Annotated in this window: 12 protein-coding genes; 4 read left to right on the forward strand and 8 right to left on the reverse strand. The window is 63.7% G+C overall.

All coding sequences use genetic code 11. The annotated features are described in order from the left end of the window. Positions 1-30 precede the first annotated feature (30 nt). The 6 genes from AZKH_RS23550 to betB all read right to left on the reverse strand — a co-directional run bounded on the left by AZKH_RS23550 (position 31) and on the right by betB (position 6018). Entirely contained in the window at positions 31-993 is a 963-nt protein-coding gene (locus AZKH_RS23550) for a choline ABC transporter substrate-binding protein (protein ID WP_369795124.1), read from the reverse strand. A gap of 23 nt (positions 994-1016) precedes the next feature. Continuing rightward, positions 1017-1343, reverse strand: a complete 327-nt coding sequence (locus tag AZKH_RS23555) for a multidrug efflux SMR transporter (protein WP_015451804.1) — start codon at positions 1341-1343, stop codon at positions 1017-1019. 6 nt (positions 1344-1349) lie between these two features. Continuing rightward, positions 1350-2198, reverse strand: a complete 849-nt coding sequence (locus tag AZKH_RS23560) for a TorF family putative porin (protein ID WP_015451805.1) — start codon at positions 2196-2198, stop codon at positions 1350-1352. A 38-nt stretch (positions 2199-2236) separates the two neighbouring features. Further along, the gene (locus tag AZKH_RS23565; protein WP_015451806.1) at positions 2237-2677 is read right to left on the reverse strand and encodes a DUF4440 domain-containing protein; all 441 of its coding nucleotides are present in this window, start codon (positions 2675-2677) and stop codon (positions 2237-2239) included. A 161-nt stretch (positions 2678-2838) separates the two neighbouring features. Further along, positions 2839-4524, reverse strand: coding sequence for a choline dehydrogenase (betA, locus tag AZKH_RS23570; RefSeq protein WP_041657885.1), 1686 nt, complete (start codon positions 4522-4524; stop codon positions 2839-2841). 30 nt (positions 4525-4554) lie between these two features. Next, positions 4555-6018: a betaine-aldehyde dehydrogenase gene (betB, locus tag AZKH_RS23575; protein WP_015451808.1), complete on the reverse strand. Its 1464-nt coding sequence runs from the start codon at positions 6016-6018 to the stop codon at positions 4555-4557. Positions 6019-6238: 220 nt separating this feature from the next. Between betB and AZKH_RS23580 the strand changes: the two genes are divergently transcribed. Next, entirely contained in the window at positions 6239-6721 is a 483-nt protein-coding gene (locus AZKH_RS23580; protein WP_231874589.1) for a TetR family transcriptional regulator, read from the forward strand. A gap of 121 nt (positions 6722-6842) precedes the next feature. Further along, the gene (locus tag AZKH_RS23585) at positions 6843-8897 is read left to right on the forward strand and encodes a hydantoinase/oxoprolinase N-terminal domain-containing protein (protein WP_015451810.1); all 2055 of its coding nucleotides are present in this window, start codon (positions 6843-6845) and stop codon (positions 8895-8897) included. A gap of 416 nt (positions 8898-9313) precedes the next feature. Here AZKH_RS23585 and AZKH_RS23590 read toward each other — a convergent pair whose 3' ends face one another. Beyond that, on the reverse strand, positions 9314-10081 hold the full coding sequence (locus tag AZKH_RS23590) for a sulfite exporter TauE/SafE family protein (RefSeq protein WP_041657887.1): 768 nt from the start codon (positions 10079-10081) through the stop codon (positions 9314-9316). A gap of 90 nt (positions 10082-10171) precedes the next feature. Here AZKH_RS23590 and AZKH_RS23595 point away from each other — a divergent pair, with 90 nt between their 5' ends. Both AZKH_RS23595 and AZKH_RS23600 read left to right on the forward strand, forming a co-directional pair. After that, a complete protein-coding gene (locus AZKH_RS23595; RefSeq protein ID WP_041658028.1) occupies positions 10172-11053 on the forward strand; it encodes a LysR substrate-binding domain-containing protein in 882 nt (293 codons plus the stop codon). Positions 11054-11144: 91 nt separating this feature from the next. Continuing rightward, positions 11145-11753 carry a DUF938 domain-containing protein gene (locus tag AZKH_RS23600; RefSeq protein WP_015451813.1) on the forward strand — a complete coding sequence of 203 codons (609 nt, stop codon included), beginning with the start codon at positions 11145-11147 and terminating at the stop codon, positions 11751-11753. A gap of 99 nt (positions 11754-11852) precedes the next feature. Here the strand turns inward: AZKH_RS23600 and AZKH_RS23605 are convergent, their stop codons facing one another. Continuing rightward, the gene (locus tag AZKH_RS23605) at positions 11853-12296 is read right to left on the reverse strand and encodes a helix-turn-helix domain-containing protein (RefSeq protein WP_041657889.1); all 444 of its coding nucleotides are present in this window, start codon (positions 12294-12296) and stop codon (positions 11853-11855) included. Between the last annotated feature and the right edge of the window lie 96 nt (positions 12297-12392).

Raw genomic sequence — 12392 nt, forward strand, 5'->3', positions numbered from 1 at the left:
GGCTTTAGGTTAGCCGCAGGTCGATCGGCCTTACAGAACCCCGAGGTGGCTCTTCACCGCGGGCAACCCATCGCCTCCTTCGAACGTGGTCACCCCCGTCAGCCAACTGTCCAGCACGTTCGGATTCTTGCGTAGCCAATCCTTGGCGGCCGCGACCGGATCCACCCTGTCGAGGATGAGCCCCATGATCTGGTTTTCCATCGGCAGCGAAAACTTGAGCTGCGACACCAGTTTCGCGGCATTCGGGCACTTGTCCGCATAGCCCGGCCACATCGCCGTATAGATCGTGGCGCCCCCAAGATTCGGGCCGAAATACTTATCCCCGCCGGTCAGATAGGCGAGCTTGAACTTTTCGTTCATCGGATGCGGCTCCCAGCCCAGGAACACGATCGGCGCTTTCTGGCGGACGGCCCGTTGCACTTCGACCAGCATGCCGGCTTCCGAGGACTCGACGAGTTTGAATCCGCCCAAGCCCATCTCGTTCTTTTCGATCATCTTCTGGATCAGCGCGTTGCCGTCGTTGCCAGGCTCGATGCCATAGATCTTGCCTCCGAGCTCGTTGCGGAATTTGGCGATGTCCGAGAAATCCTTGAGACCGGCTTCGGCCAGGTAGGCGGGAACGGCAAGGGTGTATTTCGCGCCGGTCAGGTTGCCCGGTTCAAGCACCTTGATCGATCCATCTTTCAGGAAGGGTTCGATCATTGGCGTCATGCTGGGATTCCAATAGCCGAGGAAGACGTCGATGTTCTTCTTCTTGATCCCGGAGAAGGTGATCGGGACCGAAGCGATCGTGTTGGTCGGCTTGTAGCCGAGCCCCTCCAGCACGGTCGTCGCAACGGCCGTCGTCGCAGCGATATCCGTCCAGCCTACGTCCGCGAACCGCACCATGCGACACGACGCCGGATCCGCGGCCGCGGTGACTCCGGACGCGGTGGCAAACAGAGCAGCGGTACCCAGCATGCAGACGTTCTTGAAAGTCTTCGTAGTTATCATTTCTTGTCTCCTCAAAATACCCTTCAATGAGCGCCGCCCTCAAGCCGCAGGGCGACGACCCCGCCGATAATGAGCGCGACACCAAGACCTTTCTGTGGCGTCAATCCTTCATCAAACAACACGATCCCGATCGCAGCGATCATGGCGGTGCCCGCGCCCGCCCAGATGGCATAAGCGATCCCGACCTCGATCGTTCGCAACGCCTTGCTCAGACACGCGAACGACATGGCGTAGAGCGCAAACATCAGCATCGACGGTCCGAGGCGGGTGAATCCTGCAGAGAGCTTCATCGAAGTGGTTGCCGCCACCTCGAGCAGGATCGCAATCGTGAGCAGCGCCCAGTTGTTCATGAGCCTTCAAAACGTCCGGCCGATGGTCACGTAGACCTGGCGGTCGCCCGGGCTCGAGAACGACCCGTCGCCTGACACGGACAAGGTGTTCTTGTGCTTGTAGTAATCGTTCACCTTCGGCATGCCGGTGAAATTCAGGCTCGCGCTCCAGCCCTTGTCGAAGGTCTTCGTCAAGGAGATCTTGTAGTCCTCGAAGTCGAAGCTCGAGAAGTTCTTCACCTGCTCACGCCCGTAATGCAGAAGCAGACCGTAGCCGCCGCCGAAGTCATAGTTGAAATTGGCGTCCACGTAGCCTGAGCCCCGGCTGTGCCGGTCGTTGCCGATGAAAAGGGTGTCGCTGTTGTAGCCGAAGTAGTCCTTTGTGTAGGTATACCAATAATTGAGGGTAAACCACTTCCAAGTCGCACCGATGAGCACCTCGCCGTAATCGTATTTCGTGTCCTTCAGGGCGAACGGGGGCTGCAGCTTGGCGCCAGGGTAGAGGTAATAGTAGAGCTGCGCCTTGTAGGAGACGTCACCTACAGTTCCACCATAGCCCGCATAGAGGTCCCATTCCATGAAGCCATCCTGGATCCATTTCGGACTGACCGTGGACATCCAGGTGCCGGCAAAGAAGCCGCTCGGATGCGAGTAGTCGAAGCCGCCCTGCAGCGCCGGCCGGCCCCATGTCTGCTGGAACCCGCGAGACACATATTGGGATGCGAGGGTCACATTGGCCGTCAGCGCGTCGCCCGTAGCGGCTTCGACTGGCGGAAACGGTTGTGTGGCGGGGCCGTCGGCGGCGGAGGCCGTGCCGGCAGCCGCCAGGGCGGCAAAGACGATCGGAAGCAAACGCGGCGGTTGAATGGTGCTCACAGGGGTCCCCTCGATTGTGAAAGCTGTATGCGGCGTCATCAGTTCGGATACATCACGAAGCGCGCGATGGTCCATGCGCCATCGTCGCCGCGGCGCAAGATCTCGGTCGTGCGCAGCTTGAGCGTCGCCGTCCGGCCACCCCCCTTCGGCGTCTGCGTCAGTGTCCGGTTGGAGCGCACGACTGCCATGTCGCCGGATCCCGAGATTTCCTCCAGCTCGTTGCTCCATACGTCGTCGATGCCGTCCTTCTCATAGGACAGCGCCAATCCCGCCTTCAGCGTGTCGTAGTCGTAGTCGGGCGCGCCCTGGAAAACGCCGACCACATCGTCCGAATACATCGACATGCAGCGATCGAGGTTGCGCTCCGAGCACGAGGTGAGCCAAGCGTCGATGGCATTCCTGATTGCATATACGTCACCGGTAGGCAGCGCCGCCGACGTCTGCGCCTGTGCTGCGGACGCTGCGCCAAACACCGCCATCCCTCCAACCAAAACCTGCCTGATCAATCTCCGCATTGTTTCCTCCGTGAGCAAAGCATCTTCGACCTATGGTGCTGTGAGAACGACTGTACCGGCTGGACGGTTCATGGTCAACACCGTCCGGACGGTATATCACTTAAGTTAAAAAAAACGGATGGGCTCTATGCGCGTACCGGCCGCCCCCGCACCGGGGAACCGCCGGCCGTGAAGTACCCCGCCTTGCTGCGCGGCAAAGGTTTGCGGCCGCGGATGCGGTCGGCGATCTTCTCGCCGATCATGATGGTGGTGGCGTTGAGATTGCCGGTGATGATCATCGGCATGATGGATGCATCGACGACGCGCAGTCCCTGCAGACCATGGACGCGTCCCTGTCCGTCAACCACCGCCATGTCGTCCTCGCCCATCTTGCAAGAGCAGGAGGGATGAAAGGCGGTCTCCGCCCGCTCACGCACGAAGGCGTCGAGCGCGGCATCGCTCTTCAGGTCGATGCCCGGACTCAGCTCGCGGCCGCGATACGGATCGAGCGCCGGCTGGTTCATGATCTCGCGGGTGATGCGGATCGCGTCACGGAACTCCTGCCAGTCCTGCTCGCTGCTCATGTAGTTGAACAGGATGCTCGGGTGTTGGCGCGGATCCTTCGACTTCACATGGATGCGCCCCCGGCTCGGCGAGCGCATCGAGCCGACATGGGCCTGGAAGCCATGCTCCTTCACCGCATTGCTGCCGTTGTAATTGATCGCGACCGGCAGGAAGTGGAACTGGATGTTGGGCCACTGGAACTCCGACCGGCTTCGGATGAAGCCGCCGGCTTCGAACTGGTTGCTCGCGCCAGTCCCTGTGCCCCCGAACAGCCATTGCGCGCCGATCGCAGGCTGGTTCCACGGCTTGAGCGCGGGATACAGCGACACCGGCTGTTTGCAGGCGTATTGCAGGTACATCTCGAGGTGGTCCTGCAGGTTGGCGCCAACGCCCGGCAGGTCGTGGACCACTTCGATATCGAGGCTGCGCAAGAGCGGCGCGGGGCCGACCCCAGAGCGTTGCAGGATCTGCGGCGAGGCGATGGCGCCGGCGCATAGCAGCACCTCGCGGCGCGCGTGCACCGTGGTCGGGTGCGTGTCGGCGCCCTTCAGATAGGCGACGCCAATGGCGCGCTTGCCGTTGAAGAGAATCCGGTCGGTGAGCGCGTGGGTCACGATGGTGAGGTTTGGCCTGTCGCGCGCCTGGTCGAGGTAGCCGCGTGCGGTGCTCGAGCGCCGCCCCGCCGGGGTCACCGTGCGGTCCATCGGCCCGAAGCCCTCCTGCTGGTAACCGTTGAGGTCGCTGGTCCGCGGGAACCCTGCCTGCACGCCGGCCTCGACCATCGCATGGAACAGCGGGTTGTTACCCTGCTTCGGCGTGGCGACGCAGACCGGGCCGTTGGCACCGTGATAGTCGTTGGCGCCGATGTCGCGCGACTCGGCCTTGCGAAAGTACGGCAGGCAGTCGCGGTAGCTCCACTTCTCGAGCCCCTTGGCCTTGGCCCAGTTGTCGAAGTCCAGCGCGTTGCCGCGGATGTAGCACATGCCGTTGATGAGCGAGGAGCCGCCCAGACCCTTGCCGCGCCCGCACTCCATGCGCCGGTTGTTCATGTGCGGCTCGGGATCGGTCTCGTAGGCCCAGTTGTAGCGGCGGCCCTGCAGCGGGTAGGCGAGCGCCGCCGGCATTTGCGTGCGGAAGTCCAGGCGGTAGTCAGGGCCACCGGCCTCAAGCAGCAGCACGCTGACGTCGGCATCCTCGGTCAGACGGGCGGCAAGCACGTTGCCGGCGGAGCCGGCGCCAATGATGATGTAGTCGAATTCGTTTGCCATTGGCATGTTCGATTCCTTGTCCGTGCTCGCTCAGTACGGGCAGGCGACGTCGCCCATTTCCACGTAAACGCTTTTGAGTTGCGTGTAGTGCTCAAGGGCCGCCAATCCGTTTTCGCGGCCAATCCCCGACTGCTTGACCCCGCCAAATGGAATTTCCACGGGGGTGATGTTGTAGTTGTTGATCCAGCAGATCCCCGCCTGGAGTTGCGCGACGACGCGGTGGGCGCGCGCAAGGTCGCGCGTGAAGACGCCGCCGGCGAGCCCGAATGGAGTGGCATTGGCGCGGCGGATCACGTCCTCTTCGTCGGAGAATTTCAGCACCGACATGACCGGCCCGAAGATTTCCTCGCGGACGATTTCGCAGTCATCCATGCAGTCGGCGAATATCGTGGGCTGCACGAAGAAGCCCCCCGGGAGGCCATCGACGCGGGCCCGTCCGCCACCGGCTACCAGCCGTGCGCTGCGCTTCCCGCTTTCGATGTACTGGAGCACGCGGTTCATGTGGGCTTCCGAAATGAGCGCGCCGACCTGGGTTTGGGGATCGAGAGGGTCGCCGATCTTCATCGCGCGCGTCCGTTCGGCAAGTTGCTCGACGAAGGCGTCGTAGGTCGCCTCATGCACGAAAACCCGTGTCCCGTTGGAACAGATTTCGCCCTGGGTGTAGAAGTTGGCCATCATCGCCGCCGACACCGCATTGCGCAGATCCGCGTCGGCAAACACGATCAGCGGCGACTTGCCGCCGAGTTCCATCGTCACGTGCTTGAGCGTCGCGGCGGCATCCGCCATGACCCGCTTTCCAGTGCCGATCTCGCCGGTGAGCGAGACCTTGGCCACGGAGGGGTGGCGCACCAGCAATTGCCCGGTGCGCGCATCGCCCTGCAGGACATTGAACACCCCCGGAGGCACCCCTGCTTCGGTGTAGATCTCGGCAAGCTTCGCGGCAGTCAGCGGGGTGAGTTCCGCCGGCTTGAAGATCATCGCATTGCCGCACGCGAGCGCCGGAGCGGACTTCCAGCAGGCGATCTGGATCGGGTAGTTCCACGCGCCGATACCGACGCAGATGCCGAGCGGTTCGCGGCGGGTGTAGGCGAACGCGCCCTTGAGCTGGTGGTGCTCGCCATGCAGGGAGGCGGCCAGCCCCGCGTAGTATTCGATGCAGTCCGCGCCGGAGAGGATATCCACGGCCTCGGCTTCCTGCATCGGTTTGCCGGTGTCGAGCACTTCGAGCTCGGCGAGCTCGCGGTTGCGCGCGCGCAGGAGCTGAGCGGCCCGATTGAGAATGCGGCCGCGTTCGGCGCCGGTCATTTCGGACCACTGGGCGAAGCCTTCGGCGGCGCTCTGCACCGCGTGCTCGACCTCGGGCGCGCCGGCCTGCTCGACGCGGCACAGCAGTGCGCCGGTAGCGGGATTGATGTCGTCGAACGTTTCGCCGGAGGCGTTCGGCAGATACCGGCCGCCGCTGTAGCTTTGCTGGATAGGTGCAGGCGTCATCATGGTTTCGGTTCCGGATGGTGATTCGGATTCACTGTCGTCATATCGGATGGCCTTACTGTACCGTCTGGACGGTTTAGTGTCAACACCGTCCAGCCGGTATATAGTCTTGCCAATTTCAGTGACTTGAGGTCTCGTTTTGGCATCAGAAGACGCGGAAAACACTCGCACGCGGATCATCAAGGCCGCCGGATCGGTGGTGCGTACCAAAGGGGTGGCGCGGATGATCCTGACCGAGGTGGCGGAAACCGCGGGCGTGAGCAAGGGCGGATTGCTTTACCACTTCCCCACGAAGGAAGCGTTGATCAAGGGGATGCTGTCCTACGCCATCGAGGTGTTCGAATCAGCGGCCGAGCGCCACTGCGCGGAGGACAGTGAGCCGGGGGCGTGGCTGCGCGGCTACATCATGGCCACCTTCGCCGAACCCGGCACGGAGACGCACGAGGAGTCGCTTGCCTGGGCAGCGATCATCGCCAGCGCAGCCAACAACCCGTCCTTGCTCGCGCCGTTCCAGGAAGCACTTTCGAAGTGGGCAACCCGGATTGCGTCAGACGGCGCTGATCCGGTCGCAGCACAGGTCATCCGCCTGGCGGTGGACGGGCTGTGGTTTCAGGAAGGAATGGGCCTGCGTCCGCTCACCGAGTCGCAGCGCAGTGCGTTTGTCGCGCGCCTGCTCGAATGGAGCCGGACGGTGGCGGTCGCGTAGCGATTCGAAAACGCCCCCTCGGCTTTAGGTTAAAAGCAGGTCGCTTCAAGGCAAGCAGCCGGCCCTGCAATGACTACCCTGCCCTCTTGACCGTGGACTTCGGCGCAAGTGAGGAGAGGGTATGTCGTATTTCCTGGGTATCGACACAGGGGGCACCTACACCGATGCGGTGCTGGTGGATGAAACCCACCAGGTGGTGGCGGCGGCCAAGAGCCTGACCACCCGCCATGACCTCACCGTCGGCATCGGCGCCGCGCTGGGACAGCTCCCGGCCGAGCGGCTGCGGGCGGTGCGCCTGGTCTCGCTATCCACCACCCTCACCACCAATGCCGTCGTCGAGGGCAAGGGGGCCGCGGTGTGCGTGCTGCTGGCCGGTTACAACGAGCAGCAGGTGAGCGCCAGCGGCTTGCGCGAACTGCTCGGTCCCGATTCGGTGGTCCTCCTCGCCGGCGGGCACGACGCCGGCGGCCTGGAGCGCGAGCCCCTGGATGAGGCGGCGGCGCGGCAGGCCATCCTCGCCAACCGCGACAAGGTGTCGGCGTTTGCCGTATCCGCCCTGTTCGGCGTACGCAACCCGACCCACGAACTCAAGCTGCGCGACATGGTGCGGGCCGTGACCGGCAAGCCCGTGACCTGTGGTCACGAGCTCGCCTCCAGCCTGGGCGCCCCGCGCCGGGCGATGACCGTCGCGCTCAACGCCCGCATGATCCCCCACGTGGAGCACCTCATCGACTCGGTGCGGCACATCCTCGCCGAGCGCGGAATCGCCGCGCCGTTGATGATCGTCAAGGGCGACGGTTCCCTGATCAATGCCGAGAGCGCCCTGCAGCGGCCGGTCGGGACCGTGCTGTCGGGACCGGCGGCGAGCGTCATGGGGGCCTGCGCGCTGAGCGGACTTAGCGACGCCATCGTCGCCGACATGGGCGGCACCACCACCGACATCGCCGTGGTTCGCAACGGCCAGCCGGACCTCAGCTTCGACGGGGCGCTCATCGGCGACTGGCAGCCGATGGTGGAGGCGGTGCGGGTGTATTCCATCGGGCTCGGCGGCGACAGCGAAGTGCGCTTCAACGGCGGCGCGGGCATGGTGATCGGCCCTCGCCGCGTGGTGCCGATGAGCCTACTCGCCGATCAGCACCCGCAGGTCCTGCCGCGGCTCGAATGGCAACTCCGCGAGAGTCCGAATCCGCGCCACAACAAGTTCGTCCTGCGCCTGCAGCCCGACGCGCCCCTGCTCAGCCAACTCCCGGCCGACGAACGCCGTGCCTGGGACGCGCTGGCTGCGGGGCCGATCGAGCTCGACCGGGCCACCCAGGAGGACCGTCCTCTGGCCCGCGCCCTGGCGCGGCTGGAGCGTAAGGGACTGGCGATCTACAGCGGCTTCACGCCCTCGGACGCCGCCCACGTACTGGGGCTTACCGGGCACTGGAACAGCGCGGCGGCCACCCTGGCGGCCAGGATCTGGGCGCGTCAGATGCGATGGGTTTATGGCCACGGCGGCTGGGCGGACGGCGATGCCATCACACCGAGCCGCGAGGTGGTCCAGCACGTCACGGAGAGCATCGGCCAGAGGCTGATCGAGGCCGGCCTGCACGACGCGGGACGACTCGACGAGGATCGCTCGCGCAAGCTCGCGCGCCTACTCGCAGAGATGATCCTCGGCGCCGGCGACACCGAGACGCCAAACTCGCTGTTCGCGCTGCGCTTCGCTCCGGAACTGCCGGTGGTGGCCGTCGGTGCTCCGGCGGCGAGTTACTACCCCGAGGTCGCGCGGCGCCTTGGCATCGGCCTGCATCTGCCCAAACACGCCGAAGTGGCGAACGCCGTGGGCGCGGTCATGGGCAAGGTGACGCAGCGCGTCCACCTCAGCATCACCCAGCCCGCGCGCGGAACCTTCCGCGTCTACGCGAAGGACGGGCCGCAGGACTTCCCCGAGCTCGGCGCGGCGATCGCCCAGGCCGAACGGCTCGCGGTCGCCGAGGCCGAGGCGCTCGCGCTCGAGGCCGGCGCGGCCGTCGTGGAGACCACAGTGAAACGACGGGACAACAACGTGAATCTCGATGTCGACAGCGATCTCTTCTTCGAGACGCGCATCACCGCCACCGCAACCGGTCGACCGCGGCTCGGCGCAATCGGGGAGACGCTGCTGCAGGAAGCCACAAGCGCCATGGCCTGAGGCCGAACGGCACGGTGTTCCTACGCGGCAGCAGCAGTTGCTGCTCGAGCATTTCCAGACCGGACATTCGCAGGTAGAACCGACGCCCCGCAAGCGGCCATCGGGTCGTCGCCTGAACGCATAGTCCGGAACGACGGCTTGGAAACTAAATCACTCGCTGCATACGGGATGGTTAGAGAATTGCTCCCCGGCAATACCGCCATTTTAGAGACGCACTCATGTCGTCTTTGCATCAACCCCTGAACTGGGACGGCCACTGCTGATGAGGGGAAACGTCGAGGCGGTCCCGTGTAGACGATCCCGACCAGTGGCGTCGCGCGCTGACGAGTTCCCGAATTTCGCCCAAAGACTGGTCAAAATACCCAGTATTGCTATCGTTTCCAACAAGGCATCGAGCATGGTTTTCTCACATGGGATCAAGGGTGCAGCAGTGCCGGGGCATAGGTTTTCACGAAGAAGGCCAGCGTGATGCAGGAGGTGGCAAGCAGCGTGATGGCACGGATGACGGCCGCTGGCGCGCGGCGCCCGATATGTGCGCCGCCGTATCCACCGATGATTGCGCCCACCAGCATGGTCAGGGTTTCAGGCCAGCGCACTGCGTCAGCCGCGACGAAGGCGAGTACAGCCACGACATTGGCCGCACTGACCAGCAGCGTACGCGGCGCCTGAAGGTGCTTCAGGTCGCAGCTGTCTACCAGTCCCCACATCGCCATCATCATGATTCCGACCGCGCCGCCAAAGTAGCCGCCATAGACGCCAAGCGCGAACTGGAGCGCAAGCACCGCGTGCGGGTGAATATGCCGACGTGTGCGCAATCTCTCGCCGATGCGTCGCCCGAACGCAAGCGCGATGGAAGCGACCAACAACAGCCACGGCAGCACGAACGTGAACGCAGCGGACGACGTCTGCAGCAACAACAGCGCCCCGAGCAAGCCGCCGCACAGCGTCGTCGCCAGAAGCGCACGCAGCGACACGGCGCCGACCGGTCGCAGTCCGTCGCGATATGCCCAAGCGCTGGCCAACCCACCCGGAAACAGCGCGACGGTGCTCGAAGTATTCGCCTGTACCGGAGGCACGCCCGCGGCGATCAATGCCGGCAAACTGACGAATGAGCCCCCTCCTGCCAGCGCATTCATCCCGCCAGCGACCATTCCTGCAGAAAAAACCAGAATCATCGCGCTCATGGAGACGATATTAGGCCCCCGACCGCGGTCCCACAATCTGGCAATTCCGGTGCTAAACTTCGGACATTCCGAAGGCAATAGAGCATGGCCATGCGCTTCGATCTAATCGATATGCGGCTTTTCCTGACCGTGGTGGAATGCGGCAGCCTCACACAAGGTGCCCGCATGGTGCACCTCGCGCTGGCGTCGGTCAGTGAACGCATTGCCGGCATGGAAGCCGCGTTGGGTGCGCCGCTGCTGGAACGCAACCGTCGTGGTGTGCGTGCCACTGCCGCAGGCGAGGCCCTGGTACGGCATGCCCGCTCGATCCTGGGCCAGGTCGAACAGATGCGCGGGGAACTGCGGACCTACGCCACAGGCCTGAAAGGCCGCGTCAGGTTGCTGTCCAACACCGCCGCCATGGTCGCGTTCCTGCCCCCGCAGCTTTGCCGATTCCTGGCAGCTCATCGCGACCTGTCGATCGACCTGGAAGAGCGGCCCAGTGCGGAGATCGTCCAGGCTCTGATGGACAGGCGTGCCGATTTGGGCGTCGTCGCGGACATTACGGATCTTGGCATGCTGCAGACACACCTGATCGCCAGCGACCGACTCGTCGTGGTCGCCAGCCGCGCTCATCGCCTGGCCCGGCAATCGAACGTGGCCTTTGGCGATATCCTCGACGAGCCAATTGTTGGCATGGCTGATACGGCGCTCGAAACGCATCTCGCGGAACGCGCATCGCGCCTGGGGCGCCAGCTCGACTACCGCATCCAACTGCGCAATACCGAACATGTGGCGATGCACGTCGAAGCAGGTATCGGCATTTCAATCCTCTCCGACGCACTGGCCAGGACCCTGCGCCGCGACCTGGTCATCCTGCCGCTGTCGGAAGCCTGGGCCACACGGCAGCTCTACCTCTGCGCGCGCGACTTCTCCGCACTGACTCCGCATGCAGACTTGCTTGCGCAGCAACTGCTGCAGCCCATGCCATAGAGGTGAGCAGAGCCGAGTGCCCTGCGCCAGGCTAGATTTGCAGGCTGCGCCAGCTTCGCCGATCATGGCAGCCGACTGAGTCGAGGCCGCCATGGACAAGCCCAACGCCCCTTCCTGCGAAAAGAACCGGGAACCGATTCTTGACGTGCTGCGCCAGCACTTCGCCGATCGTCACCATGTGCTGGAAATCGGCAGCGGCACCGGCCAGCACGCCATCTTCTTTGCCGAACACTTGCCGCACCTGACCTGGCAAACTTCGGATCGCGCGGAAAATCTGCCCAGCATCACTGCATGGCTGGACGAAGCCGCCCTGCCTAACACCCCGCCCCCTCTGCGACTCGATGTGCAGGAAACTTGGCCGGTCCGGCGCTACGATGCGATTTTCTCGGCCAACACCCTGCACATCATACCCTGGGCCGCCGTCGAGTCCCTGTTCGTGGGCCTGACCGGCATCATGGCTCGCGACGCCAAACTGGCCATCTACGGCCCCTTTAACTACGGCGGCCAATTCACCAGCGACAGCAACGCCAGTTTCGACCGCTGGCTCAAGGAAAAAGCCCCACACCAAGGAATACGGGATTTCGAAAAGGTGCATGCCCTCGCGCAGGGAGCCGGGCTGGAACTGCTTGAGGATCGGGCCATGCCGTCAAATAACCGCTGTCTGGTTTGGCAGGTAGTGAGTGGTGTTGAGTTTGGGTGAGTAGCGGTTGTCGGCCAGGCGGCGGCAAAGTAGCAGATTGCTGATTGTGGTGTGGTTTGGTGCTCCAAGGGCAGCCCATCTGCTCTGTCAAATCACCTGTCAGCTCTCATCCGGCATGACCATGCGCATGGGCCGAGTCCCGATCTTTGCCCCGGTGACTTCATCCACGGCCACCGCTTTGATTTCCGTTCCCGTTTCAGCGTCGAAAAACTGAACCAACTTGCCGCCGCCCCGGTATTGGCGCCCCCAGGCGCCAATCATGAAGAGCACCGGCAGGAAATCGCGCCCGGCAGCGGTCAGTAAATATTCCTCCCGCGGCGGGTGCTCCGAGTAGCGCCGTTTCTCCAACAAACCCTCCTCCGTCAGCGTCGCCAGCCGGCGGGTCAGCATCGTCGGGGCGATACCCAGGCTTTTCCGGAATTGGTCGAAGCGCGTCAGGCCGGCATGGGCATCCCGCAGGATCAAGATGCTCCACGCGTCACCAGCGAAAGCCAGGCTGCGCGCTATCGGACAGGGGTCATTGGAACAATTTTCTTCGTGCATACTAGTTTGATAGTGACTTACTTTCAAATTGGTAGTAATGTGCATTTCAATTTGATAGTAACACCTTGACGACAGGCAATCCACCCCGCACGGAGA

Origin of the sequence: Azoarcus sp. KH32C, from assembly GCF_000349945.1 — a bacterium.
Taxonomy (GTDB): Bacteria; Pseudomonadota; Gammaproteobacteria; order Burkholderiales; family Rhodocyclaceae; genus Aromatoleum.